The 24,891-nt window shown below is 39.0% G+C and carries 26 protein-coding genes and 1 pseudogene; 21 read left to right on the top strand and 6 right to left on the bottom strand.

Translation table 11 applies throughout. From position 1 onward, the window contains the following. Positions 1–81: 81 nt before the first annotated feature. From HMPREF9624_RS09470 to HMPREF9624_RS09430, 9 genes and pseudogenes are all read left to right on the top strand, one after another. On the top strand, positions 82–804 hold the full coding sequence (locus HMPREF9624_RS09470) for a hypothetical protein (RefSeq protein ID WP_009537539.1): 723 nt from the start codon (positions 82–84) through the stop codon (positions 802–804). Between the two features lie 29 nt (positions 805–833). Further along, complete coding sequence (locus tag HMPREF9624_RS09465; protein WP_009537538.1) at positions 834–1,832, top strand: permease; 999 nt, start codon at positions 834–836, stop codon at positions 1,830–1,832. Beyond that, a pseudogene (locus tag HMPREF9624_RS09460) lies at positions 1,804–2,149 on the top strand (type IV secretory system conjugative DNA transfer family protein); the annotation flags it as partial. The gene HMPREF9624_RS09465 and the pseudogene HMPREF9624_RS09460, both read left to right, overlap by 29 nt. A gap of 356 nt (positions 2,150–2,505) precedes the next feature. After that, positions 2,506–3,147, top strand: coding sequence for a TetR/AcrR family transcriptional regulator (locus HMPREF9624_RS09455; protein WP_009537537.1), 642 nt, complete (start codon positions 2,506–2,508; stop codon positions 3,145–3,147). 57 nt (positions 3,148–3,204) lie between these two features. Then, complete coding sequence (locus HMPREF9624_RS09450) at positions 3,205–4,956, top strand: ABC transporter ATP-binding protein (RefSeq protein WP_009537536.1); 1,752 nt, start codon at positions 3,205–3,207, stop codon at positions 4,954–4,956. Beyond that, positions 4,957–6,681 (top strand): ABC transporter ATP-binding protein, encoded by a 1,725-nt coding sequence (locus HMPREF9624_RS09445; RefSeq protein ID WP_009537535.1) that lies wholly within the window; start codon positions 4,957–4,959, stop codon positions 6,679–6,681. An 8-nt stretch (positions 6,682–6,689) separates the two neighbouring features. After that, the gene (locus HMPREF9624_RS09440) at positions 6,690–8,198 is read left to right on the top strand and encodes an ABC transporter ATP-binding protein (protein WP_009537534.1); all 1,509 of its coding nucleotides are present in this window, start codon (positions 6,690–6,692) and stop codon (positions 8,196–8,198) included. Next, positions 8,195–8,896: an energy-coupling factor transporter transmembrane component T family protein gene (locus HMPREF9624_RS09435; RefSeq protein WP_009428607.1), complete on the top strand. Its 702-nt coding sequence runs from the start codon at positions 8,195–8,197 to the stop codon at positions 8,894–8,896. Before HMPREF9624_RS09440 ends, HMPREF9624_RS09435 begins: the two co-directional genes overlap by 4 nt. 17 nt (positions 8,897–8,913) lie before the next feature. Next, positions 8,914–9,495 carry an MptD family putative ECF transporter S component gene (locus tag HMPREF9624_RS09430; protein WP_009537533.1) on the top strand — a complete coding sequence of 194 codons (582 nt, stop codon included), beginning with the start codon at positions 8,914–8,916 and terminating at the stop codon, positions 9,493–9,495. 276 nt (positions 9,496–9,771) lie between these two features. On the opposite strand, the gene HMPREF9624_RS09425 is transcribed toward HMPREF9624_RS09430, so the two are convergent. Genes HMPREF9624_RS09425 through HMPREF9624_RS09410 form a run of 4 tightly spaced genes read right to left on the bottom strand, consistent with a single transcriptional unit; the run spans position 9,772 to position 13,480 of the window. Then, positions 9,772–10,947, bottom strand: coding sequence for a metal ABC transporter permease (locus HMPREF9624_RS09425; protein WP_242822642.1), 1,176 nt, complete (start codon positions 10,945–10,947; stop codon positions 9,772–9,774). After that, positions 10,931–11,818, bottom strand: coding sequence for a metal ABC transporter permease (locus HMPREF9624_RS09420; protein WP_009537531.1), 888 nt, complete (start codon positions 11,816–11,818; stop codon positions 10,931–10,933). The genes HMPREF9624_RS09425 and HMPREF9624_RS09420 overlap by 17 nt, the downstream gene beginning before the upstream one ends. Then, on the bottom strand, positions 11,811–12,527 hold the full coding sequence (locus tag HMPREF9624_RS09415; RefSeq protein WP_009428760.1) for a metal ABC transporter ATP-binding protein: 717 nt from the start codon (positions 12,525–12,527) through the stop codon (positions 11,811–11,813). Before HMPREF9624_RS09415 ends, HMPREF9624_RS09420 begins: the two co-directional genes overlap by 8 nt. 14 nt (positions 12,528–12,541) lie before the next feature. Further along, a complete protein-coding gene (locus tag HMPREF9624_RS09410) occupies positions 12,542–13,480 on the bottom strand; it encodes a metal ABC transporter solute-binding protein, Zn/Mn family (protein WP_009537530.1) in 939 nt (312 codons plus the stop codon). A 260-nt stretch (positions 13,481–13,740) separates the two neighbouring features. On the opposite strand from HMPREF9624_RS09410, the gene HMPREF9624_RS09405 reads away from it, so the two are divergent. Next, positions 13,741–14,322: an MptD family putative ECF transporter S component gene (locus HMPREF9624_RS09405; RefSeq protein ID WP_009537529.1), complete on the top strand. Its 582-nt coding sequence runs from the start codon at positions 13,741–13,743 to the stop codon at positions 14,320–14,322. Positions 14,323–14,523: 201 nt separating this feature from the next. Here the strand turns inward: HMPREF9624_RS09405 and HMPREF9624_RS09400 are convergent, their stop codons facing one another. After that, complete coding sequence (locus tag HMPREF9624_RS09400; RefSeq protein WP_009537528.1) at positions 14,524–14,718, bottom strand: IS110 family transposase; 195 nt, start codon at positions 14,716–14,718, stop codon at positions 14,524–14,526. A 273-nt stretch (positions 14,719–14,991) separates the two neighbouring features. Between HMPREF9624_RS09400 and HMPREF9624_RS09395 the strand changes: the two genes are divergently transcribed. The 4 genes from HMPREF9624_RS09395 (at position 14,992) to HMPREF9624_RS09380 (ending at position 17,914) form a co-directional block, all read left to right on the top strand. After that, positions 14,992–15,921 carry a CobW family GTP-binding protein gene (locus HMPREF9624_RS09395; RefSeq protein ID WP_009537527.1) on the top strand — a complete coding sequence of 310 codons (930 nt, stop codon included), beginning with the start codon at positions 14,992–14,994 and terminating at the stop codon, positions 15,919–15,921. 41 nt (positions 15,922–15,962) lie between these two features. Continuing rightward, positions 15,963–16,193 (top strand): thioredoxin family protein, encoded by a 231-nt coding sequence (locus tag HMPREF9624_RS09390; RefSeq protein ID WP_009537526.1) that lies wholly within the window; start codon positions 15,963–15,965, stop codon positions 16,191–16,193. Between the two features lie 13 nt (positions 16,194–16,206). Next, positions 16,207–17,247 (top strand): S66 family peptidase, encoded by a 1,041-nt coding sequence (locus HMPREF9624_RS09385; RefSeq protein WP_009537525.1) that lies wholly within the window; start codon positions 16,207–16,209, stop codon positions 17,245–17,247. Between the two features lie 217 nt (positions 17,248–17,464). Beyond that, positions 17,465–17,914, top strand: a complete 450-nt coding sequence (locus HMPREF9624_RS09380) for an Hsp20/alpha crystallin family protein (protein WP_009537524.1) — start codon at positions 17,465–17,467, stop codon at positions 17,912–17,914. Between the two features lie 243 nt (positions 17,915–18,157). On the opposite strand, the gene HMPREF9624_RS09375 is transcribed toward HMPREF9624_RS09380, so the two are convergent. Beyond that, positions 18,158–19,039 (bottom strand): CPBP family intramembrane glutamic endopeptidase, encoded by an 882-nt coding sequence (locus HMPREF9624_RS09375; protein WP_009537523.1) that lies wholly within the window; start codon positions 19,037–19,039, stop codon positions 18,158–18,160. Between the two features lie 221 nt (positions 19,040–19,260). On the opposite strand from HMPREF9624_RS09375, the gene HMPREF9624_RS09370 reads away from it, so the two are divergent. The 7 genes from HMPREF9624_RS09370 to HMPREF9624_RS09340 all read left to right on the top strand — a co-directional run bounded on the left by HMPREF9624_RS09370 (position 19,261) and on the right by HMPREF9624_RS09340 (position 24,768). Next, on the top strand, positions 19,261–19,824 hold the full coding sequence (locus tag HMPREF9624_RS09370; protein ID WP_009537522.1) for a prolyl-tRNA synthetase associated domain-containing protein: 564 nt from the start codon (positions 19,261–19,263) through the stop codon (positions 19,822–19,824). A gap of 258 nt (positions 19,825–20,082) precedes the next feature. Beyond that, entirely contained in the window at positions 20,083–20,232 is a 150-nt protein-coding gene (gene rpmG, locus HMPREF9624_RS09365; RefSeq protein WP_036595071.1) for a 50S ribosomal protein L33, read from the top strand. Beyond that, on the top strand, positions 20,232–20,432 hold the full coding sequence (gene secE / locus HMPREF9624_RS09360) for a preprotein translocase subunit SecE (RefSeq protein WP_009428472.1): 201 nt from the start codon (positions 20,232–20,234) through the stop codon (positions 20,430–20,432). The genes rpmG and secE overlap by 1 nt, the downstream gene beginning before the upstream one ends. Positions 20,433–20,442: 10 nt before the next feature. Further along, the gene (nusG, locus tag HMPREF9624_RS09355) at positions 20,443–20,973 is read left to right on the top strand and encodes a transcription termination/antitermination protein NusG (RefSeq protein ID WP_009427809.1); all 531 of its coding nucleotides are present in this window, start codon (positions 20,443–20,445) and stop codon (positions 20,971–20,973) included. Between the two features lie 108 nt (positions 20,974–21,081). Continuing rightward, positions 21,082–21,507 (top strand): 50S ribosomal protein L11, encoded by a 426-nt coding sequence (rplK, locus tag HMPREF9624_RS09350; protein ID WP_009427820.1) that lies wholly within the window; start codon positions 21,082–21,084, stop codon positions 21,505–21,507. Positions 21,508–21,527: 20 nt separating this feature from the next. Continuing rightward, a complete protein-coding gene (rplA, locus tag HMPREF9624_RS09345) occupies positions 21,528–22,220 on the top strand; it encodes a 50S ribosomal protein L1 (RefSeq protein WP_009429834.1) in 693 nt (230 codons plus the stop codon). Positions 22,221–22,518: 298 nt separating this feature from the next. Further along, positions 22,519–24,768, top strand: a complete 2,250-nt coding sequence (locus HMPREF9624_RS09340) for a right-handed parallel beta-helix repeat-containing protein (RefSeq protein ID WP_009537521.1) — start codon at positions 22,519–22,521, stop codon at positions 24,766–24,768. Positions 24,769–24,891 lie beyond the last annotated feature (123 nt).

The raw sequence follows: 24,891 nt of genomic DNA, 5'->3' as shown, positions 1-24,891 counted from the left end.
CCATTTATACGATTTTTGCTATCCTAAAGCTTGCAGAAGTTATGTTTTCAGATTACCTAAACCGGTTAAACGAGGAGATATATGAAAAAAGTCAGTAAAAGCATAAAAATATGTATCGCTCTGGGCATCTTATTCGGGCTTATTCTTCTTTTTATTAAGCTAAGGCTTCAGCTAAGTGAAGAAGAAACCATGCGCATTTACATTTTCTCGTCGATAGCGGTGCTACTTATCAGCGTTATTATAAACCTGTCCTATAATTTCTTTTACGGAAAGAAAATCAACGACCTAACTCCCTTACTTGGCGAAGCAAAGTATGATGAATATCTGGAAAAGATAACAGCGATTCGAGACAAGGTAAAATCCAAGCATCTTAGGGCTATTGCGGAGCTGAATCGTACTGCGGCATTAACAGGGAAAAAAGAATATGCTACAGCGGTGGAAATTCTAAGGGAATTGGAACCGAGGGTAAAGAAAATGCCTTCTGTAGAGATGGTAAGAAGGCTGAATCTCTGCTTAAACTATTTTTACTTAAAGGACTACAAGGAGGCGGAGACTCTTTATAAAGATAGCGAAGCTCTTTTTGGAAAATATAAAGAAAATGCATTCTATAAAAAGAACTTTACCATTCTGGATTTGTTTATGGATCTATGCTGCTATGGAAAAAAGGAGGGAGTGGCAGAGCGAATTCAGGAAGCAAGAAGGATGTATCCGGAAAAGCAATTGCAAGAAGATTTTGAGTATTTGGAGGGGCTTTTGGAAGAAGGAAAGAGAAATCTGCAGGAAGACACAAAGAGTGATGTATAGGAGAGAGAAAAGGAGGTGTAAAAAGCAGCATGATACAGTTTATACAAGAGGAAATTTTGAGAATGGACTGGCTAAGCCGGCTGTTTCGAGAGGCTTTGGAACACTTTGGGATTGCTACGGAAAGTCGCATCGGAGGAAGTCTCCATTTCTTTCTCTATGATTGTGTGAAAATCACGGTTTACCTTTGCGTTTTGATATTTGCCATTTCCTATGTGCAGAGCTTCTTTCCGCCGGAAAGGACAAAGCGGATTATGGGGCGTTTTCACGGCATCTATGCCAATATCATAGCGGCTCTTTTGGGAACGATTACTCCTTTTTGTTCTTGTTCCTCCATTCCAATTTTTATGGGATTTACGGCAGCCGGGATTCCTCTTGGAGTCTCCTTTTCCTTTTTGATATCTTCTCCCATGGTGGATTTGGGAAGCCTTGTATTACTCACCGGTATTTTCGGTCTAAGGATTGCCTCTGTCTATGTGATATTGGGACTCTTGCTGGCGGTTCTAGGTGGCTTAGTGATAGAGCATTTGTCCTTGGAAAATGAGATAGAACCCATTCTTCGGCAGCTGCAACCCGTGGAACAGGCGCTCCCTACCTTGTCCCGGAAAGAGCGTCTTTCTTATGCTGCCGAGCAGGTGAAAACGACTTTTCGAAAGGTTTTCCCCTATATCCTTTTAGGGGTAGGTATCGGTTCTTTGATTCACAACTGGATTCCGGAGAACTGGATTATTTCTTTACTTGGAAAAGGAAATCCTGCCGGCGTGATTCTTGCGACTCTGGTGGGGATTCCCATGTATGCGGATATTTTCGGAACTATACCGATTGCGGAATCCCTTCTTTTGAAGGGGGCGGAGCTGGGAACGGTGCTGGCCTTTATGATGGGGGTTACCACTCTTTCTCTTCCCTCTATGATTATGCTTAGGAAGGTCATTAAGCCGAAGCTTTTGGGGACTTTTATAGGAATATGCATCCTCGGCATTATCCTGATCGGATATATTTTTAATGCATTACAATCCGTTCGCTTACCTTAGAAGTGAAAAAAGACATACTAAAATTAGTGCAAACCATCATTGCAAACACCAAGGGCGAGGGAGAAAAAGCAGGTGAAGATTTTTGGGTAAAAGCCGAAAAGCTATACTATACAGCCCTTATCGGATATATCTTCTACGAAGCACCAAGAGAGGAAAAGAACTTTGCAACGCTCCTTGATATGGTCGATGCTTCGGAAGTAAGGGAAGATGACGAAACATACATGAATCCGATAGACAGACTCTTTGAAGCATTGGAAAAGAAAGATCCTACACACTTTGCAGTGAAGCAATACCGAAAATATAAACTTGCTGCTGGAGTTATAGAATTAAGAAGAACACTTCATCACTATTTGAGTGAAAGATGTTTTGCTTAATTCTTTTTTATTGAAGAATTTGAGTGAAAGGAGGAAGAAAAAGAACGGGAGAGAAAATACAGGCTTCATCAAAACTACCTAAAGCGTAAAGAAAACGGCAAGAAAAAAGAATATGAGGAAAGATATAAGGCGAGGAGAGAGGAGAAAATCAAGGTTCTGAAAAGAGTGGGTATACCGGTAAAAGATTTAGATAATTATTTATAGGATTGGTGATATATTGACTAAAAACTGGAAAAGTGATAATTTAATTATCTAAAATAATAAGATTATCAAAATAAAAAATGGGAGGGGAGAGTTATATGTCTTATTGCTCTGATATAACAAAAAATAGAATTTTAGAATGTGCTAAAGGGGAATTTTTAAGCAAAGGATTCGAAAATGCACAGGTAGCTGAAATTGCTAAATTAGCAAAAGTAACTACAGGAGCTATTTATCGTCATTTCAAAAATAAGGAAGCATTATTTTTTGCTCTAATTGAAGAGGAATATAATTACACATTAGATGTTGTTTCTGATGTTGAAAAAAGGAGCGAACAAAAAACTATTAGGATAGACTCTGATTTAGTTGATGATGAAGTGATTATAGAAAATTTATTTTTAGAAACAATGCTATTTGTTGATTATATGTATGCACATTTTGATAATTTTAAGTTGATTTTTGCGTGTAGCAAAGGGTCGCAAGTAGAAAACTTTATTGAGGATATAACTGAAAGATATACAGCTAAAAATAGGAAGCTTATTCATTTCAATGCTAAACAGGAGCAAATTAACACAGAAATTAAAGAGTTTGAAGTACATGTCATTACAAAAGGCTATATTACATCTCTATGCGAATGCGTTCTTCATGATATACCGCATGATAATGTTAGCGAATATATTAGAAGTATTGTTGTTTTTCAATATTATGGGTGGAAAGGCTTAATGAAGATAAATAACAGATGATTTTTATCAAAGAGTTAGCAATAACTAATCAACTATTTGCTTGGAGGAGGTGTTTTCTTGAAAAGTAACAATAAAAATGTCATTTCAGAGTTGCTTAAATACGCTGATGGCGAGAAAAAACAATTATACAAATCAATTTTGTTAGCGACCATGGGGGAACTGTTTGGAATGATTCCTTTTTTAGCAATAGCAAAATTGATAGAAAAAATATATCAATCTGAAGTGTCATTTAGAACTGTATTGTGTTTAACACTTATAGCTTTGTTCGGACAAATTTTAAAAGGTATTTTTACTTTGTATTCAACAATGACTTCACATAAAGCAACATTTCACATTTTGAAAAATATAAGAAGCTTAGTTGCAGAAAAAATGTTAAGAGTACCTATGGGGGTAATGATAGATACACCTATAGGTAAATTTAAAAATTTGATTGTAGATACAATATCGAAACTTGAAGATTCTATGGCTCACTTTATGCCAGAAATAACATCAAGTTTGATATCTCCTGTTTTATTTTTAATTCTGATTTTTGCTTTAGATTATAGAATGGGTTTGGCTTCGCTACTTACAATTCCTTTGGGAATGCTTGGATATATAGGGATGATGAAAGATTATGAGTTTAGAAGCAAAACTTATACGACTGCTCAAAATAATATGAATAGCACATTGGTTGAATATGTTAATGGCATTGAGGTCATAAAAGCTTTTAATCATAGTACATCTTCATATGAAAAATTTACGAGTGCAATTCAATTTTTCCATGATAGTACCCTTGCTTGGTGGAAACAAAGCTGGTTATGGTCAGCATTTGTTCAAGCAGTTATGCCGTCAACACTTTTGGGGACTTTGCCAGTTGGTGCATATCTATATATGAATTCTCAAATATCTCTATCAAATTTCATTGTGTGTATTATCTTACCTATCGGCTTTATTGCACATTTAATGAAAATCGGAAAGTATTCGGAGCAATTCAGTATGGTTAAGGCGAGTTTAGATGTAATAGATGAATTTTTATCGACAGAGGAACTTAAAAGACCAAAAGAGAAGGTAATCTTTGATGACACTCTTTATCGTTTTGAAAATGTTTCATTTGCATATGATAAGGAACTTGTGCTAAAAAATATCAACTTTGAATTAAAACCAAACACAGTAACCGCATTGGTAGGAAGTTCCGGTTCTGGAAAATCTACAATAGCAAAACTTATGGCTGGTTTTTGGGATCCGTCCAAAGGAAGTATCTGTTATGGTGGGAAAAAAATAACTGAAATTCCATTTGAACAGCTAACAAATGAGATAAGCTATGTTGCTCAAGATAATTTTTTATTTAATACAAGTATAAAAGAAAATATAAAAATGGGAAACCCAACTGCAAGTGATGAGGAGGTTATTGAGGTGGCTAAAGCTGCATCTTGCCATGACTTTATTATGGAACTTGAAGATGGATATAACACAAAGGTCGGTGATGCAGGAGGTTCTTTGTCCGGTGGAGAAAGGCAAAGAATTACGATTGCAAGAGCAATGTTAAAACAATCTAAGGTAATAATTTTAGATGAAGCAACTGCATTTGCAGATCCAGAAAATGAATATCTCATTCAAAGTGCAATCAACAATCTTATTAAAGGAAAGACTCTTATAGTGGTTGCTCACAGGCTTTCTACTATTACAAATGCTGATAAAATCCTTGTTATGAAAGATGGGGAAATTGTAGAGAATGGAACTCATGAAAACCTTGTAAAAAAAGATGGAGTATATGCTTCCCTGTGGAAAAATTATGTGGGCGGACAAGATAATGAAAAGGAGGCGATGTAAATGATTAGCATTGTAAAACGAATATTAAAAATATCAGGAAAGTATCAAAAAAATGTAATCCTTGGTCTTATATTTAGTGGATTAAAATCATTTTTCGTTTCTTTGATGTTGTTGGCGGTTTTACTGATTATGATTAATCTTGAACAATTGAACATGACTATTATTATGCAGGCAACAGCAATTGTAGTTGTGAGTATATTCGGCAGATTCATATTTCAGTATCTTTGCGATAGAAAACTTAGTGCTTCAGGCTACGAGATTTTTAAGGATAAAAGAATTGAAATAGGCGAAAAATTAAAGAAAGCTCCGATGGGATATTTTTCAGAAAAAAACTTAGGGACAATTCAAGCTGTTTTAACGACAACTATTTCCGACTTAGAAGCTATGGCAATGCTTGCGATGAACTTTATTGTTGGTGGATTTTTCCAAGCTCTAACTATGACAATCATGTTATTAATCTTTTGTTTCCCGGTAGGGATGGTGTCTTTAATTGCGATAATCCTTGGAATAGTTGTTCTTAAATTAATCACAAAGAAAACCGAAAAATATTCTCCTATTATGCAAGATTCGCAGGAAATATTAGTTACAGAAGCAATTGAATATATCAGAGGAATTTCAGTGCTTCGTTCATTTAAGAAAGGGACTGATGGAAAAAACAAAGTTGAAAAAGCTTTTATGAGGAAATGCGAAGTTGATATAGAGGTCAATGAAGGTTCAGCTTATTTAATGAAATTATATGAAATGATTTTCAAGGTAGCAAGTTGTGCCTTAGTGTTTGTTGCTACGGTTTTATATATGAATTCACAAATTCCACTTTCATATGCACTGATGTTTATAGTATCTGCCTTTCTGATTTTTTTGGAATTGGAGTTGGTCAGCGATGGAGCTTTTTTAAGTAGGATGCTTGCAACACAACTTAATAGACTGGAATATATTTCGGATATACCTTCACTTGATGAGGGCGGAAAAGAAATTTCTTTGAACTCCTATGACATTGAATTGAAAGATGTTTGTTTCAGCTATGGAGAAAGGGAGATTTTGAAGAATATAAACTTGCAAATAAAGTCTAATAGCAGTTTAGCCATTGTGGGTGCTTCAGGTTCCGGGAAAACAACGCTATGTAATCTGATAGCAAGATTTTGGGATGTAAAAAAAGGTGAAGTTCTTATTGGTGGACATAATGTTAAGGATTTTACTTCTGAAAGCCTTTTAAAAAATATCAGTATGGTATTTCAGAAGGTGTATTTGTTTAATGACACGATTGAAAACAATATAAAATTTGGAAATCCAAACGCAACACATGATGAGGTGGTGGAGGCTTGCAAGAAAGCTTGTTGCCACGATTTTATAACAAGCCTTAAGTGCGGATACGACACTGTTGTTGGTGAGGGTGGTTCAACTCTGTCGGGAGGAGAAAAACAAAGAATATCTATTGCAAGAGCTATTTTGAAAGATGCACCAATTATTATTCTTGATGAAGCAACTTCAAGTGTAGATCCTGAAAACGAGCATATGTTAATTAGTGCAATTAATGAGTTAACAAAAAATAAAACCCTCATTAGCATTGCACATAGATTATCTACGGTAAGAGAAGCAGATCAAATTATTGTTATTGATAAAGGGGAAATTGTACAACAAGGGAATCATAGGGAACTAATTAGTCAAGATGGAGTATATAAACATTTCATTGAAATTAAAAAACAATCTATTGGTTGGCAAATATAGGTGATGAAATGGGAGATGTAGTTATTGATTTTGATAATGTAAGTTTCAGTTATGGAACACAAACAGAAGGGAGTCTCAGAAATATAAATTTCAAAGTTAAAGAAGGAGAATTTATTTTGCTTACTGGTCAGTCTGGTTCAGGGAAAACAACTGTTACAAGATTGATAAACGGCTTAATTCCACATTTCTTTGAAGGGGTTTTAACTGGAACTGTGAAAGTGTTAGGAAGTGATATAAAAACTACTACTCCCGGAGAAATGGGGAAAAATATTGCTTCTATATTTCAAAATCCACGAAGTCAATTTTTTACAACGAATAGTACCAAGGAAGTGGCATTTGCTCTTGAAAATTATGGAATAGATAGAGATGAAATGATAGGTAGAGTGAATTGTGCATTTCACGATTTTGAAGCTGAAAATCTTATGGACAGGGATATGTTTTCTTTATCTAGTGGTGAAAAACAGAAGATAGCGATTATAGCTGCAAAAACTTTGAATCCCAAGATTTATGTTTTTGACGAGCCATCTGCAAATTTAGATATTCATTCAATTATTAAATTGAAAAAAAATATGGAGTGGTTAAAGAAACAGGGACATACAGTAATTGTTTCAGAGCATAGATTGTTCTACTTAAAAAATTTAGTAGATAAATGTTTAATAATGAAAGATGGAAAAATTGATAGAGAATTAAAGAAAAATGATATTGATAACTTGAATGATTCAGATATTAGAGCGTATAAACTTCGAACATTTAAGTTAAGTAATATTAAATATGAACTAAAGGATAATCTTATTGTTAACAAGCAAAATGCAGATTTTAAAGTGGAAAATTTATCTTTTTCCTATGATGTCAATCATTCTGTTTTGAGTAATTGTAATTTAGAAGGGAATTTTGGTGAAACAGTAGCTATAGTTGGACACAATGGAAACGGCAAAACGACATTAGGTAAAATAATGTCAGGATTACTAAAAGCAAGAAGTGGACAATTTTTTATTGAAGGTAAATTGACAAAGCAAAAGAACTTATATAAAAGTGTATATTTTGTAATGCAAGATGCAGATTATCAATTGTACTCCGATTCTGTTGTTTCTGAGTTAATGCTCAGTTCTATGAATAGTATTAAGCAAAATGATGAAAAAATAGAAAATGCGATAACTTTATTGAATATTTCATCATTCAGAAATAGACATCCGCAAAGCTTATCAGGAGGGCAAAAGCAGCGAGTTACTATTGCAGCTGCAATAGCTTCAAATAAAAAAATTCTGATTTTTGATGAGCCAACCAGTGGACTTGATTATGAAAATATGAAAGTCGTATCTGAAGCAATTAATACTCTTCGTAAAAAAGGAATACTGATTTTTGTTATTTCTCATGATTTAGAATTTTTAAGTAGAGTAGCAACTAAAGCAGTTTTCATAGAGAATAATACTGTTAGCAAAAGGATCAATTTAAAGAAAAGTGATGAGTTTGAAACAATAAAAAGATTTTTACTGCAGAGTGAGGGATATGAAGAATGAGCAAATCTTGTAAACAAAATGGAATAAGATATGATCCAAGAATTAAGTTGTTACAAGTTTTAATTATAGGGGTTTTAGTATTTACTTTGACTGGTAAAAAGTATGAAGTTCTACTTTTTTTGTCAGTATTTGCATATGGAATGATAAGCGGCATATACAAAACTTGTTTTAAATTTTTAGCTTTATATATAGTGTTGTTTATGGTAGCGGAAATAAGTCCATTATTTATTTCAACTACAATACACTATTTTTTCCTATGTTTTATAACATTGACACTCGCAACTATAAATATGATTAGAACAAGTGAAATATCTGAAGTATTAGCTTCCTTGCAAAATATGAAAATTCCATATTATATAAACATTCCACTAGCTGTTATATTAAGATTTTTTCCTACTCTAAAGCAGGATATTACTTGTATAAAGCAGGGAATTAAGACTAGAGGGATTGATATTTCTTTCCTTGGATTTTTAAAACATCCTTTTAAAGTTTATGAAATGATGTTGATTCCTATGTTAATGCGAATGTTATGTACTGCAACTGAGTTGTCGGCATCTGTTGAGACACGAGGACTTGGAGTTTCGTGTAAAAAAACTAGTTATACAGAAGTCAAATTTCGTATGCTTGATATGTTATTGCTAGTAATAATGATGGTATTTTATCTAGCTATCATCATTATGAAAATAAAAAATATTTAAAAACAAGGAGAATAAATATGGAAGAAAAGAAGAAATTTCAAATTAAAGATTTAATTATTACAGCACTAATGGTGTTATGCTCACAGGTTTTATATAGAGTGTTATCTTTTCTGTTCATATCGCCATACACAATGTTATTAGCAGTTCCGATATGGTCAATTATTGGAGCAATTGCCTATTTCTTAGTACCGGTAAAAACAAAAAATCCATGGATGATTTTATTATTTTGTGTACTTACAAGCATTATAGGTTTTTATCCACCATATATCATTAGTTGCATATTTGCCGGGATTATAGCTATGTTAATTGCAAGAATAAAAGGGGTTGGCAATTATAAAGGATTAACAATTGGATATATGATATTTTGTGTTCTTGCCGGCTTTGGTGGAATGTATGTACCATTTCTTTTTTATGCAGATCAAACACTTAAATCTTATGAAAAAATGTTTGGGAGCAAATATTTAGGTACATTAACTAAAATTGTTTCTCCTATGACTACAGTAATGATGCTTATTTTAATAGCTATTTGCGGATTGATTGGAGCAGTAATTTCCAAGAAATTATTGAAGAAGCATTTTGAAAAAGCAGGAATGATTTAATCAATCTTTGTTTGTGAGGGGAAAAAATGGATTAAATAATGGAGGTAATTGCTATGTATTATTTAGGGTCTGTTATATAGAAAAAAACAATAGACCTTTTTGATACTGGTAATTACCATAAAAAATCAAATTTAAAATATAAGGAAAGAGCAAGTTTTTTTCATTTTAGAGGACGATAGTATAAATTATCGGGTTGGTTAGAAAAATCCATCTCTAAACTATCGGGTTGGTGACTATGAAAGCCAGCGCCTTTAGACGCTGGCGAGTAGCAGGGGCTTATAGCCCCGAGCAAACCACCCGTTTGACGGGTGGTAGTGATTCCCCAATCTCCACAAACTTCTCCCTGCCTCTCTCAGTCAGAGCATAAATATTCTTATCTATATCTATTCTTATTAACCCTTTTTTTATAAGTCTTTCTGCTATTTTATCAACCTCAGCCTGTTTCCATTTAAGATGGTCTTTGATTGAGCCTAATCCCAGTTCCTCTCTTTCCTCCTTTTTGCCTGAATGGTTACCTATATGGGTAAGGAAAAGTTCAGATTTTAACTCACTCTTTCTCTTAAGCCTTATAAATATAGCAGTAATCAGTCCCTCTCTATTAAACAAAAAGGTAAGCAAAAATGTAACTCCTGCTACTGTAGCCGTCATTCCCGACATAGATACATTCATAAGAAGAGAAAGTACGTAGCCTATACTCGAATTAATAACTGCATAGCCAACCGATATGGTTATCATCACCTTCAAATCTTTGCTTACAAGATAGGCTGCCGCCCCCGGAGTAATCAAAAACGAAACTACCAAGATAGCCCCAACCGCATCAAAGGCAGTAACTGCTGTAAACGATGAAAGTGTCATCAATGCATAAAACAGGGCTGCTGAGGAAAATCCCGCAAGCTTTGCAAACCCTCTGTCAAAGGTAGTTACCTTAAGTTCCTTAAAGAAAATGATGACAAAGAGTAAGTTTATCACAAGCAATATTCCCATCTGTACAAATGCCTTGGGCAGGTCGATTCCCATAAATTCTATCCTGTTTAACGGTGCAATGATGACCTCTCCCATCAGCACTACGTCTGTATCCAGATGTACATTCCTAGCAAATTTCGTAATCAGAACTACTGCAAGGGCAAAAAACATCGGGAAGACTATACCAACCGCATCATCATTTTTTACAAGTCCTGTTCCCGAAAGTAATTCTACCGCAAATACTGTAATCACGCCAAATGTCGCCGCTCCCACTATTAAAAACGGGGAACCCACATCCTTTACTATGAAAAATGCAATAACTATGCCCAGTAAAACCGAATGTGAAATGGCATCTGAAACCATTGAAAGCTTCCTTAAGACCAAAAACGGGCTTAACACCGCACAGGCTACAGCAGTTGTAAGAAGTACAAAGTAAGACTCGTAGGATATGGCAAAATAAGATAATAATGACTCAATCATTTCCTCCATGCCTCCTCATCCTAAGGTTTTTAATCATCCCGTGTGGCCCTATTACAAGAGAAATGATTGCAAAGCTTCCCATTATGAGTATTATGGTTGCCCCTGTGCTCATTCCGTCATAGGCAGTTGAAATATAAGTACCGATAAGTGCTGAAACTCCGCCAACCACACCCGCTATTATAAGTACCCTGCTAAATTTGTCGCTCCACTGGAGAGCGGTGATGGCAGGGATTATAAGCAATGATGAAATGAGGATTGCACCCACAAGCTTAAGTCCTGCGGCTATTATTCCCATTGTCATTACAAGAATTATCCCATACAGCAAAACCGTTCTTATCCCTATAGCCTTTGCATATATTTCGTCAAATAAAAATAACTTAATTTCTTTGTAAAATAAAACAAGTAAAACCAAGGTAGGAACTCCAATATACACTATGAGCTTCACATCGTCTTTCATAATGTAAGCGGCCTGTCCAAAGATATAGCTTGAAAGCCCTGACTGAGCAGCCTCCTTATAGTTGCTATTACCCTGAATATAGCTTTTTAGCACCATTCCCACTCCAAAAAATGACGATAAAACCACTGCAAGTATCGCATCTAACTTAAGCTTTGAATTCTCCTTTATGACCTGAATGAGCATAAAGGCTGTAGCGCCGGATGCTACCGCTCCCAGCGTTAACAGCACAGGCTCCCTTTGCATAAAAAGCATAAAAGACAGGATTATCCCCGGGAATGCAGCATGTCCTATGGCATCTCCTATCAGCGACTGTCCCTTAAGTACTGTAATACAGCCCACAGCCCCTGCTATGGCTGCAAGCAAAAAAGTCCCGCTGCCAACTATGATAAATGAATAGCTTATAAGTATGTCAAGATTAAGCATTTTTCATCATCGCCTTTTCTAAGTTTTCATTTGTAAACGCCTCACTCACCCTGCCCGCGGCTACTACCTTTTTGTTGATAATTACGACATGGTCAAAATATTCCCTTATGGTGGCGAGGTCATGGTGGACTATTACGGCTGTTTTCCCCTTTTTCCGCTCTTCTTTTATGAAATCTATGATTACCTTCTCCGTAACCTTATCTATGCCCGCAAGCGGCTCATCCATAAAATAAATCTCAGCCTCCTGCGCTATCAGCCTTGCTATAAACACCCTCTGTCTCTGTCCTCCTGAAAGCTTGGATATCTGCCTATTCTTAAACTCATACATACCTATCCTTTTAAGAGCCGCCTCAGCCTTTTTCCTATCCTCCAGCCCGGGATGCCTAAACCAACCTAGATGTACATATCTGCCCATAAGCACCACATCCATAACGGTGGTCGGAAAGTCCCAATTTACCTCAGAAGTCTGCGGAATATAGGCTATTTTCTTCTGGACTTTTTTAATGGGCTCTCCCATAATAAGAATCTCACCTGCAAGCTTATTTTGAAGTCCCAATATCCCCTTTATCAAGGTGGACTTACCAGCACCGTTTGGTCCTATAACGGCTGTAACCGAGCCTGCCATTATATCAATGTCACAATCCTTTAGCACAGGCTTGTCGTGGTAGGCTATGGTCAAATCCTCCACCTTTACTATCACTTTTTCCATGCCCACCACTCCTTTTATTTTAAATTCTTGGTAATCAGTTTAACATTATGCTTATACATATCTATGTATGTATCGCCGCTTTGTCCCTTCGGTGCAAGCGAGTCGGAAAACAGCTCATTTCCCTCGCCACTTACAACCTTTACATCAAAGCCCTTCGCCCTGCAAGCCTCTTTTAGCTTCTCCATCCTTGCAGGATCTGTGGTAGATTCTGCAAATATAGCTTTGACCTTGTGCTCCACTATGAAGTCCACAGTTTTGTCTATATCCTTATTTGCTACTTCTGAATCTGTACTGACACCCTGAGGAGCCACAACTTCAATACCGTATCTCCTTGAAAAATAATTAAAGGCATCGTGTGGCGTAATCAGGTACCGTCCGCCTTCAGGAATCTCTGCAAGTGATTTTTTATTTTCTTCATCAAGAGCTGACAGCTTTTCTAAGTAAGCTTTTGTATTTTTATCTATTTCATCTTTTTTCTCAGGTAAAAGTTCAGAAAGCTTTGCACCTGCATTCTCGGTGGCTTCTTTGTAAAGATCTATATCAAACCAAAAATGCGGATCTACTATTACCGCCCCATCTTCCTCCATCTTGCCTATTTTGTCCTCAGGAAATGTGGATGCTACCGCATATCCCTTCTTTTCAAGCACCTCCTGCATCTTCCCCTCAAAGTGCAGTCCATGAAAAAGCAGCAAATCAGCCTCTGCTATCTTCTTTAAGTCCTCAGGCTTTGCTACATATAGGTGAGGATCCTCTCCCGCAGGGATAATCAGCTCTTTATCCACCATGTCACCTGCAAGCTGATTTACCATGTCGTACAGAAATGAAGTTGTTACTGTTACCTTCTTTTTAGGCTGAGGATTAGCATTACTTACAGCTTCCTTAGTACTACCCATATTCCCACAGCCTGTTAAAAGCAATACTCCAAGTAGTAAAAATAATATTGTTTTTCTCAATTTTCTATTCTCCTTTTTAGAATTAATGTAAGCTTAAAGTAGTTAGCCTTAACTAACTTATTCTTAGCATATTCTTACAGGCATTTTATGTCAAGTAGATTTTTCAGTACCGGGTTTTCTCCCTACATATCCACCTGCTTCATAATCCTCTACTACAGCTTAAAAATAATCTCAACCTTTTAAGATATCATCCGATATACTTATTATAACCCATAATATGCAGTTATATTTTATGTACATTCTTACAGGAGGGAATTATTATGGAAGAAAAAAAGAAATTTCAAATTAAAGATTTAATTATTACAGCACTAATGGTGTTATGCTCACAGGTTTTATATAGAGTGTTATCTTTTCTGTTCATATCGCCATACACAATGCTATTAGTAGTTCCGATATGGTCAATTATTGGAGCAATTGCCTATTTCTTAGTACCGGTAAAAACAAAAAATCCATGGATGATTTTATTATTTTGTGTACTTACAAGCATTATAGGTTTTTATCCACCATATATCATTAGTTGTATATTTGCCGGGATTATAGCTATGTTGATTGCAAGAACAAAAGGGGTTGGCAATTATAAAGGATTAACAATTGGATATATGATATTTTGTGTTCTCGCCGGCTTTGGTGGAATGTATGTACCATTTCTTTTTTATGCAGATCAAACACTTAAATCTTATGAAAAAATGTTTGGGAGCGAATATTTAGGTACATTAACTAAAATTGTTTCTCCTATGACTACAGCAATAATGCTTATTGTAATAGCCATTTGCGGATTGATTGGAGCAGTAATTTCTAAGAAACTATTGAAGAAACATTTTGAAAAAGCAGGGATTATTTAGAATTTTTTATAGATGAAATTGGAGGAGACCAACTATGAAAAATCAATCCTAAATTAGCAAAAAATTCCTTTTTCTATCGATGTGATATACAGACCTCTTAGTGGAGGTTGAATTCCAAGTCGTTTGTCATCATTTTCCAGATGACTCTGACGAGCTTACCGGGACTGGAGAAACGGTGAATATTACCTATTTCACCGAGTATCATTTCGCCGTTGATTCAAGACCGATGATGATGCTGTCGGGCTCTGTGTTAAGCGAAATGAGCTTCGAGACCAGTATTTGAAAGCCACCAGCGTCATTTGTAAATTTGAACAGCTCAATGAGTACTTCACCGTCAGATGAGATTGCTGAGGCGAAATGGTTAAGTTTGGCAATATCAACGCCAACATAGATCATGAGGTTGTACCTCCCTTCCTAAAGTCTGATGCCGTGATATCCACCAATCTGTATCATCGTAGACTTGCGTGAGATAAGTACTCGAGGGTAAAATCCTATGGCATATCCAACTAATAAACAATTCAGATACAGCTAGCGGCAATACACTCCTTCGAGTAGTCAAAGCTACAGAATAAAATCAAAAGTACACAGTATCTGAATGTATTGAACCACGATATTAAAAAGAAAGGAAAGTGGTGTTTTTGCTTTTGAAAACATCATACAAGATCATTTATGGAAAAGAAAAAATTATATGTTTTAACAGGCTTTTTGGGAGCCGGAAAAACCAGTCTTTTGCTGCATATACTGGAAGAATTTTCCGATAAAAAGCTTGCCATCATTCAAAACGAATTTGGGAAAACGGGAATTGACGGCAGTATTCTGGAAAAGAAGGAACTGACCATCAAGGAAATCAACAGAGGATCCATTTTTTGCTCCTGCCTGCAACTTTCCTTTGTGGAGGCATTGGCCGAGATGAGCAAGGGAGATATGGAATACCTTTTTGTGGAAAGCTCCGGTCTTGCCGATCCTTCGAATATTCGGGACATTTTAAAGAGCGTAGAAGTTCTGGCCGGGGACGTCTATGATTTTCAGGGCGTAATCTGCCTGATTGACGGCGTGCATTTTCCAAAGCAGGTAAAGGATACGGAAACGGTAGATCGGCAGTTAAAGCATTGTGATGTAGCCATCGTGAACAAGATGGATTTGATTTCCGAGGAACAATATAAGAAAGTACTTTCTTTGATTCGGGAAGTGAATTCCCATTGCCTGATTTTACACTGTGAAAATGGAAGAGCAGATCTTAGCTTTATTCGAGAGGGCTTTGAAAAGGGAAGCTGGGTAGATTCGGAAGAAAGCTTAAATACGGTGGACAACAAGCCGAAAACCATTTCTCTAGTATGTATGGAAAATGTTTCCAAAGAGAATTTTCATCAATTTTTACAAGCAGTTTTACCGGACTGTTATCGGATTAAAGGCTTTTTCCTTTTGGATAATTGCTGGATGCAGGTGGATGTGGTGGAAGAACTAATCGACTATAAGCCATGCCCAAAGAAGGAGATTTCCGAGCTGGTATTTTTGTCGAAGGTTGGACCAAAAGTGATTCGGAGCATTGATGAAGCATGGAAAAAGACGATGAATAGTCCCATGAAATTAAAGAATTAAAGAGTAAGAAAAGTTGGAAAGAAACGTAAAGAGGGATGAATATGGAAATCAAAGTTATCGGTGCAGGATGTAAAGAATGTGATACGCTGTATCAAAATGTAGAAGAGGCGGTAAAGGAGTTGGGAAAGGATGCTAAAATTGAGAAAGTAGAGGAGTTAATCGAGATTGTAAAGCTTGGAGTACTCAGTGCGCCATCCCTCATGATTGACGGGAAATTGGTCGTAAGCGGACGGGTCCCCGGAGTCGGAGAATTAAAAAAGCTATTGTCTTAAAGGAAGGAGAAGCGTGGTGCAAAAGGTAAAAACAGTGGCAATCGTGAGTCTCTCCAGTGGTGTTCTGGGAGAAGACTTTGTGCAGCATGAAGTAAAAATAGGCCTGGAACGCCTACGCCGTTTTGGGTTGGAAGTGAAATTCATGGAAAATGCTTTGAAAGGCTTAGACTATCTGAAAGAGCATCCGGAGAAGAGGGCAGAAGATCTCTTACAGGCTTTTTCCGACGATTCGATAGATATGATTTTATGTGCCATAGGGGGAGAGGATACTTATCGCCTACTACCCTATCTTTTTGAAGAGGGGCAATTGGAAAAGGCCGTAAGGCAAAAGATTTTCCTTGGCTTTTCCGATACCACGATGAATCACTTGATGCTTCATAAATTGGGGATTAAGAGCTTTTACGGACAGGCTTTTCTACCGGATATTTGTGAGTTGGAAGAGGAAATGCTGCCCTACAGCGAAAAATACTTTTCGGAATTGATTCAAAGCGGAAGCATTCGTTGTGTTGAGCCGAGTCCGATTTGGTATGAGGAGCGGACAGATTTTGGACCGAAAGCAATAGGAACAAAACGAGTTAGCCATGAGAATGAAGGCTTTCTACTCTTACAGGGCAGTCCTGTTTTTCAAGGAGAAATCTTAGGAGGCTGTATAGATACCCTCTATGATATCTTTGACACAACGAGGCACGAGGATTCTGTCAGCTTATGCAAAAAGTATGCACTATTTCCGGATTTGGCAGACTGGAAAGGGAAGATTCTTTTGCTGGAAAGTAGTGAGAATCAGCCAAATCCGGAGAAGTATAGGAAAATGCTCAAAGCCTTAAAGCAAAGCGGTATTTTCGAAGTCCTTAGCGGTGTGCTGGTGGGGAAGCCCATGGATGAGCGTTATTCCAAGGAGTATCAGGAAATTCTTCCGGAAGTGATTGGAAATCCCACTCTTCCGATTGTGTTCAATCTGAATGTAGGACATGCCACGCCGAGAGCGATTGTTCCCTTTGGCATTATGGCGAAGGTGGATGTTTTGGCACAAAGAATCAGCTTTACGGAAGCGTAAGGCTGATTCTTAACTAAAAAAGACACAAATTTTTCACAACTAAATTAGCACTCAACACTTGACAGTGCTAACAACTTGAGTATAATCATAATCAAGCAGAGGAACAGAGAAGACCGCAATGACTTTAAAGGTTCTCACGATGATGAAGATTCTTCCCCTTGCTGAAAAAACGACAAGAAATTAGAAGTCAAAAAAAGAGTATAAGGAGGAAAAAGATATGTTAGCACCTAGCATTTTTGGAGAGAATTTATTTGATGATTGGTTTGATTTTCCAAGTTTCGGAGGTCTTGGCAGAGTAGAAAATAAGCTTTATGGAGACCGCAGTGGAAGATTGATGAAGACGGATGTTCATGAGAAGGACGGACAGTACGATATGGATATCGACCTTCCGGGATTTAAGAAAGAGGATATCAAGGTAGAGCTTCATGACGGCTATCTTCAGGTCAGTGCTGTGAAGGGCTTAAATGAAGAAGAGAAGGATGAGAAAGGGAAACTTATTCGTCAGGAACGTTACTCCGGCTCTATGCAGAGAAGCTTTTATGTCGGAGACAGCATTAAGCAGGAAGATGTGAAAGCAAAGTTTGAACAGGGCGTTCTGAAGCTTTCCTTCCCGAAGGAAGGGGAGAAGAAACTTCCGGATAAGCAACCGATTATGATTGAAGGTTAAAAAACGGGACTGTTTTGAATGTGAAGCACCCCGAAAGTTAGACTTTTTAAGCGTAGCAGTTTTATGGCTGCTACGCTGTTTTTATGCCCAAAATGCAGAAAAGGATGCCAAGGAAAGGAGAATATTCAAGAACGGGTAAAGTTCTTTTCTTAAAAAGTGAGTTAAGAACCGAAAAGTGAAGAAAGAAACAGCCCTCACAGAGTAGCAAGAAATTGCATTCGGTGAGAGCTGTTTATTTAATGGTTAACAGGTGCTGCTTGCGAATTGTACTGCTTCTTCCTCCTGGCTTTGCTCCGATTCGGAGATCTCTTCAGCCTTCATTTTTCCCTGTCTGTGCAGATAGTAAAGAATACAAAACATCGGAATAATGCAAACATAGGAAAGTACGGTGATAAGGCTGTTGTTAAAATCCGTATCCAAGGCGGGAGGCAAGGTTCCGCTTAAGTTGTTGACTGCGTGGGCAAGAACAACATAAAAGAGCGTTCTGGTCTTTTTAATATAATAGCCCAAAATAATGCCCATCATGGCAGTGTATACAGCCTGAATAAAGCTGCCGTGCCAGATTCCGAACATTACGCCGGATAAAAGAAGAGGAAACCAGGGAAGGTCTGTGGTTTCTTCAAAGCTACGGAAAATAACGCCTCTGAATAAAATTTCTTCCACAAGAGGACCGATTGCAACAATCGCTAAGAAGGTCCAGATATAGGAGCCTTTCTCCAAGTCGTCATACATGCTGGAAAAAGCTTCGGCCTGCTCTCCCAAAGCAGAAAAATGCGAAGCAACTAAGTCAACCAAGTTAAGCCAGATGGTGGACAATCCGCCTGCGCCGAAACCGATTACGACGGAAAATAATAATCCTTGCCATGGGGCAATCTGGATTTCCGCCTTTTTCCGCGGAAAGACCTTCCGATAAAAAATATAAAGAATAATAGATAAACATGTCGCCAGAAAAGCATCCAAAAAGGCGGGGGTGTTATTCACCCAGTCAAATGAAATACGGAACAAATCCAAAACCCAAAAGAGTGCTCCCGTAATAAAGTTTCCGATGATATCATAGATTATGATGACCGCAAAAGGCAGGAATAAAAAGAGCAGTTTTTTCTTATCAAATATTTTAGTTTCCATTTTTTTCTCCCTTACATTTATAAAACGAATCTTTTTTCTATCGACCCAATCTATTTTTTTATTAGAGAAAATATAGTCTATTCCTTCTTTATACACAAGAACTCTATTAAATTAAGTAAATTTAATGAACAGTATTTGTTGCCTATGCAAGGTTTCTTGTTTTCAAAAGATAGATAATTAGCGTATATTATATGGAAGGAATCTTGTAATTCAGGAAGGGGATGGGCATTGACATGAAATTAACTGTGGAAAAAGGAAGACCGGAGAGTGACGAAGGAAGAAGCCGGAAGGAAATCGTGGTTTATGATTATTTGGACAAACTGGGAATCCCCTATGAACGCGCGGATCATGCAGAAGCCCATACCATGGAGGATTGCGAGGAGGTTTCCAGTGCTTTGGGGGCGAAGGTTTGTAAAAATCTTTTCCTTACCAATAGTAAACACAGCTTTTATTACCTTCTTATGATGCCGGGGAATAAGCCCTTTAAGACGGCAGAGCTTTCGCGAGAAATCGGTTGTGGCCATCTTTCCTTTGCGGAGGCGGAGGAAATGGAACGAGTACTCGGATGTACACCGGGGTCTGCGTCGGTTTTTGGTCTAATGCATGATAAAGAAGGCTTGGTGGAACTTTTGGTGGACAGGGATCTTCTGAAGGACGAATATCTTGGTGCGCATCCCTGTCATAATATTGCTACGCTGAAGGTAAAAACCAAGGACATTTTCACAAAGTTCATCAAGGCGACAAAGCATTATAAGACGGAAGTTACATTAAGAGGGCAAAGCTGATTTACTCTTGTCGGGGTGAAACCGGGCAAGAGCGAATGCACGGAAGAGAAGTTGCCGGCTCGGTTCCAAGACTCCTAAAACCTACAGCTCGGTTCCAAGACTCCTAAAACCTACAGCTCGGTTCCAAAGCACCTCAAAATACTGCTTGACGGGGCGCCCTGTCCATGTTAGACTTGCATGGTACTTGGGGCATTGCCCTATTTTTTATGCACTAATTTCGTAGTCATGCGAAGTTAAAAATCATTGGAGGTGAAAGCCGTGCGTACAAAGATTATATTAGCATGTACAGAATGTAAGCAAAGAAATTACTTCATTACGAAGGAGAAGAAACTTCATCCTGAGCGTATGGAAGTGACCAAGTATTGCAAGTTCTGCAAAAAGCACACGTTGCATAAGGAGACAAAATAATGCAAGGAGAGAATAAGTCCGGACTGGGTTCTTTTGTGTCGGGGTTGGAAGCGGAATTCAAGAAGATTGTCTTCCCAACACGGCCGACTGTTATTAAGCAGTCCATAGCCACAATTGCCATCAGTGTTTTAATTGGTATGCTGATTACCGGTTTAGACATTGCCATGAAATGGGGTCTTGGATTGGTTCTTGTAAAGTAAAGGTGGGATAATGGCAGAGAAAAACACAGAAGCCCGCTGGTATGTAGCGCATACCTACTCGGGTTATGAGAATAAGGTCAAGATGGATTTGGAAAAAACCATTGATAACCGTGGTCTTCAAGATGTGATTTTAGAGGTCAGTGTTCCCATGCAACCGGTTATTGAAGTGAAGAACGGTGTAGAGAAGAAGACGGACAAGAAGATGTTTCCGGGCTATGTTCTTGTGAACATGGTCATGAACGATGAAACTTGGTACGTGGTTCGAAATACCAGAGGAGTAACAGGCTTTGTGGGTCCCGGATCCAAGCCGGTACCGCTTTCCGAAGAAGAAATCCTGACCTTGGGATATAGAAAATCCGAGGTACTGGTGGATTTCGCAGTGGGAGATACCGTTACCGTTATTTCCGGCACATGGAGAGATACCATTGGTGTCATTACACAAATCAATGACCAAAAGAAGACTGTCACCATTAATGTAGAGATGTTCGGAAGGGATACCCCGGTAGAATTGTCCTACGGTGAAGTGCAAAAGTTAAGATAATATTTGGTAATACCCGAGGGATTTTATCCCATGGAGTACATTTAGCCACCGCTTGCAAAGCAAGCTCGTGGGAGGGTTTACCCGCAATTACCACAAGGAGGTGCCTATATGGCAAAGAAAGTAGAAGGTTACATTAAGTTACAGATTCCGGCTGGAAAAGCAACTCCGGCTCCCCCCGTTGGTCCCGCTTTAGGACAACACGGTGTTAATATCGTTGCATTCACAAAGGAGTTCAATGCCAGAACTGCAAATGAAGGCGATATGATCATCCCCGTAGTTATCACAGTTTATGCAGATAGAAGTTTCAGCTTTATTACAAAGACTCCTCCGGCTGCTGTTCTCATTAAGAAAGCATGTAAGCTGCAGAAGGCATCCGGCGAGCCGAATAAGAATAAAGTTGCAACCATCTCCAAGGCTGACCTTCAGAAGATTGCAGAGACAAAGATGAAAGACTTAAATGCTGCATCGATTGAAGCTGCAATGTCCATGATCGCAGGAACCTGCAGATCCATGGGTGTCAACGTAGAACAATAAGAAGGGGAGGCGATTGTTAAATGAAACAGGGTAAGAGATATGCCGAAGTGGCAAAGGCTGTAGATAGACAGGTTAAGTACAGTGAAGCAGATGCAATTTCCATGGTAAAGAAGAATGCAACTGCAAAGTTTGATGAGACTGTAGAGTTACACATCAGAACCGGTTGTGACGGACGTCACGCCGATCAGCAGGTTAGAGGATCCGTTGTTCTTCCTGCAGGAACCGGTAAGAATGTTCGTATCTTGGTTTTCGCTAAGGATGCTAAGGCTGACGAGGCTTTGGCTGCAGGTGCGGATTTCGTTGGTGCGGATGACCTTGTACCAAGAATTCAGGGCGGTTGGTTCGACTACGATGTTGTTATCGCAACTCCCGACATGATGGGTGTAGTAGGACGTATCGGACGTTTACTCGGACCGAAGGGCTTGATGCCGAACCCGAAGCTCGGAACCGTTACGATGGATGTAGCGAAGGCTATCGCAGATACTAAGGCCGGTAAGGTAGAGTACAGACTGGACAAGGCAAACATCATCCACGTTCCTGTTGGAAAGGCTTCCTTCACTGAAGAGCAGTTAAAGTCCAACCTGGATGCTTTAATGGCAGCTATCGTTAAGGCTCGTCCGTCAAGCTTAAAGGGAGCTTATATGAAGTCCATTACTTTGACTTCCACTATGGGGCCCGGAGTTAAGCTGGATGCAGTGCAGTTCGGAGCATAATGAAATTTCTAAAGACTACTCAAGTCAAAGATTTGGGTAGTCTTTTTTTTTAAGTGAGTATCGTGCGTGTAGCGTGCGGTGTTTCGTTAAAGTCTCTTATACAAAGAGCGAGTTATCTCTTTTGAAACTATGGTTATGAGAATAGCGGGTATAATCTAAAAAAATAAATTACAGCAAATTTTGAATTTATTTAATATTTCATTCAAAATTAATAATCATTTTTTCTGAATTTCCTTCTAAACTAAAAAAGCTGAGTCGAAAAACTACAGTAACTTTTTTGGAGAAGAAAGGAAGAAGAATGAAATTCAGAAAACAACTTACGTTACTCTTGACTATGACCGGCCTGGGGCTTCTTTCCCATGGAACCGCATTTGCGGAAACGAGGACAGAGCTTTGGGCGAAGGAAAGCCAGGGCTACGGCGCCAAGCTTCCCTACATTCGCTACGAGGCGGAAGAGGGAGTTGGAAGAGATGCGGTGCTGAAGCACTCCACTGCTTACGATGAAGTGGAGATGGAGGCTTCCAACCAAAGCTATGTGCAGTTGACCAAGGAGGATTCTTCAGTACGCTTTACGGTAAAGAAGACGGCCAATGCCATGACTCTTCGTTTTACTATGCCGGAGGATGCATCCGGAGAACTGGAGATTTCTGTGGAGAGAAATGGAGAGCTTCTTGGAAAGAAAACGCTGGAGCTGGACAACAGTTCTGCTTGGCAGTATGTGAAGGAAAATGATGTTTTTGATGAAAATATAGCCGACTCTCATTCTCGTTTTCGTTTTGATGAGAGACATTTTCTCTTGGAAAATGACAGCAAGGAACTAATGGAACTGGAAACGGGTGACGTACTCACCATCCGCAGAACCGATAAAAAAGCGGATGAACTGGGAATCGACTTTATCGAGCTGGAGCAGGCGCCGGAAGCAAAGGGCGCCCCAAGCAACAGCATTTCCATCACAGACGCTCCTTACAGCGCGGTGCCAAACGACGGACAGGACGATTCCAAAGCATTTCTGGATGCCCTGAAAGACGCGGATGCGGAGAACAAGACCTTATATATTCCGGAGGGTACCTTCGATTTTGACCAAAAGCTGGTGCTAAGTGCTACAGATATGCGGATTACCGGTGCAGGAATCTGGTACACCCGGCTTCATTTTACCTCTGAGGAGCAGGCCGGAGGCGGCATCGAGTTTCTGGACAGCAGCTCAAATGTTGAGATGGATAACCTATACATGGATTCCGAATTAAAGTCCCGTTTTCATCAGGAGGCAAATTACAAGGGAATCGCCGGCGTTTTGGGAGAGAATTCCAAGCTCCATGACCTCTGGCTTGAGCATTTTGAGTGCGGAATCTGGGTAGGAGACTATGTGGAAGCGGATAAAATGAAATACACCGACAAGCTGACCGTTTCCAACAGCCGTATTCGAAACAACTTTGCGGACGGCGTGAACTTTGCCCAGGGAACCAAGAATTCCAAGGTGCAGAACTCCAATATCCGTGGAAATGGAGATGACGGTCTGGCAACCTTTGCCAGCAAGGCAGTTCTGGAAATCAAGGAAAATGTCAATGGGGTAGAACAGGTTCGTTATATCCATACAGAATCCAAGCCTGCGGAGAACAATGCCTTTTTAAACAACACGGTAGAGCTGACCTGGCGAGCTTCCGGCATTGCCCTCCACGGCGGTGCGAACCATCGCATTGAAGGAAATCTGGTGAAGGACATCACATCCGGTCCGGGCCTACGTGTCAGCACCGTTTTCCCCGGCTACAACTTTGATGATAACCAAAACATTTCTATTAAAAGAAATCTCTTGATTCAGACCGGAACCGACAATGATTTTTACGGCAATGCCCTGGCTTCCATTCATTTTGAAAAGCTTTACGGGGATATGAAGAAGATTACTGTAGCAGATAACCGCCTGATTAACTCTCCCCACGGAAAATATTCCGGAAACTTCTATATTCCGGAAGAGGGTACAACAGAGATTACTTTAAGAAATAACGAAGAGAAAAGTATTGATGTAGAGCCAATGCTGGCAGAGGAAGAGAAGAACTTTGCGCCTTTATCCGAGGAAGAAAAGCTGGCAGAAGAGCAGAAGAAGGCGGAAGAACTGAAGAAAGCGGAGGAACTGAAGAAAGCGGAGGAACTGAAGAAAGCGGCTGTACAGGCGGAGCAGGCAACGCATGAGAGCGAGCATCCCGGTCATGACGGTGCCCTGAATATCGAGCTGCACGATCAGGAAGAAATTCCGGAAAACGCAAACTTCAGACTCTATTGGTTTTCCGGTGAGACCGAGGAAAACGGCAAAACCGTCCGTTACTGGGTGAAGAAGCTGGAAGGCATTCATCTGGACGAGTCCATGGAGTATTCCCTTGAGGACGGAACCAAGGTCTTCAACTTTACCCCGGATGACATCCCGGAGTATATCCCCATTTCCGGAACAGCCTTTGTAGAGGATTATTCCTACGAAGGAGAGGACTGGATTCGTTGGGAAAGCCCGGAAGGGGTACAGTATGTAAAGATTAGGTACTGGAGCCCGAAAGAGGAATAAAGTATCGGTGCCGGAGATCGAAGAAGTCGAAAAGCTTCAATGCTTGGCCCGACGGCTTAAGGAAAGTTTTTCTGTAATGCCGAGATATAAATTGACAAGTCTTTTCCGCCTATGTTAGCATAC

It is taken from the genome of Oribacterium asaccharolyticum ACB7, assembly GCF_000238075.1.
Classification (GTDB): Bacteria; Bacillota; Clostridia; order Lachnospirales; family Lachnospiraceae; genus Oribacterium; species Oribacterium asaccharolyticum.
This window is presented reverse-complemented; position numbering and strand designations above follow the sequence as displayed.

Excerpts from the sequence above, each read along its gene's own strand:
- HMPREF9624_RS09420 (WP_009537531.1), bottom strand. The coding sequence starts at position 11,818 with ATGCTTAATCTTGACATACTTATAAGCTATTCATTTATCATAGTTGGC.
- HMPREF9624_RS09415 (WP_009428760.1), bottom strand. The coding sequence starts at position 12,527 with ATGGAAAAAGTGATAGTAAAGGTGGAGGATTTGACCATAGCCTACCAC.
- HMPREF9624_RS09400 (WP_009537528.1), bottom strand. The coding sequence starts at position 14,718 with ATGATCTATGTTGGCGTTGATATTGCCAAACTTAACCATTTCGCCTCA.
- HMPREF9624_RS09470 (WP_009537539.1), top strand. The coding sequence starts at position 82 with ATGAAAAAAGTCAGTAAAAGCATAAAAATATGTATCGCTCTGGGCATC.
- rplK (WP_009427820.1), top strand. The coding sequence starts at position 21,082 with ATGGCAAAGAAAGTAGAAGGTTACATTAAGTTACAGATTCCGGCTGGA.
- HMPREF9624_RS09430 (WP_009537533.1), top strand. The coding sequence starts at position 8,914 with ATGGAAGAAAAGAAGAAATTTCAAATTAAAGATTTAATTATTACAGCA.
- HMPREF9624_RS09370 (WP_009537522.1), top strand. The coding sequence starts at position 19,261 with ATGGGCATTGACATGAAATTAACTGTGGAAAAAGGAAGACCGGAGAGT.
- HMPREF9624_RS09455 (WP_009537537.1), top strand. The coding sequence starts at position 2,506 with ATGTCTTATTGCTCTGATATAACAAAAAATAGAATTTTAGAATGTGCT.
- HMPREF9624_RS09405 (WP_009537529.1), top strand. The coding sequence starts at position 13,741 with ATGGAAGAAAAAAAGAAATTTCAAATTAAAGATTTAATTATTACAGCA.
- rplA (WP_009429834.1), top strand. The coding sequence starts at position 21,528 with ATGAAACAGGGTAAGAGATATGCCGAAGTGGCAAAGGCTGTAGATAGA.
- HMPREF9624_RS09390 (WP_009537526.1), top strand. The coding sequence starts at position 15,963 with ATGGAAATCAAAGTTATCGGTGCAGGATGTAAAGAATGTGATACGCTG.
- HMPREF9624_RS09425 (WP_242822642.1), bottom strand. The coding sequence starts at position 10,947 with ATGGAGGAAATGATTGAGTCATTATTATCTTATTTTGCCATATCCTAC.
- HMPREF9624_RS09380 (WP_009537524.1), top strand. The coding sequence starts at position 17,465 with ATGTTAGCACCTAGCATTTTTGGAGAGAATTTATTTGATGATTGGTTT.
- HMPREF9624_RS09395 (WP_009537527.1), top strand. The coding sequence starts at position 14,992 with ATGGAAAAGAAAAAATTATATGTTTTAACAGGCTTTTTGGGAGCCGGA.
- HMPREF9624_RS09375 (WP_009537523.1), bottom strand. The coding sequence starts at position 19,039 with ATGGAAACTAAAATATTTGATAAGAAAAAACTGCTCTTTTTATTCCTG.
- HMPREF9624_RS09445 (WP_009537535.1), top strand. The coding sequence starts at position 4,957 with ATGATTAGCATTGTAAAACGAATATTAAAAATATCAGGAAAGTATCAA.
- HMPREF9624_RS09340 (WP_009537521.1), top strand. The coding sequence starts at position 22,519 with ATGAAATTCAGAAAACAACTTACGTTACTCTTGACTATGACCGGCCTG.
- HMPREF9624_RS09435 (WP_009428607.1), top strand. The coding sequence starts at position 8,195 with ATGAGCAAATCTTGTAAACAAAATGGAATAAGATATGATCCAAGAATT.
- secE (WP_009428472.1), top strand. The coding sequence starts at position 20,232 with ATGCAAGGAGAGAATAAGTCCGGACTGGGTTCTTTTGTGTCGGGGTTG.
- HMPREF9624_RS09440 (WP_009537534.1), top strand. The coding sequence starts at position 6,690 with ATGGGAGATGTAGTTATTGATTTTGATAATGTAAGTTTCAGTTATGGA.
- HMPREF9624_RS09465 (WP_009537538.1), top strand. The coding sequence starts at position 834 with ATGATACAGTTTATACAAGAGGAAATTTTGAGAATGGACTGGCTAAGC.
- nusG (WP_009427809.1), top strand. The coding sequence starts at position 20,443 with ATGGCAGAGAAAAACACAGAAGCCCGCTGGTATGTAGCGCATACCTAC.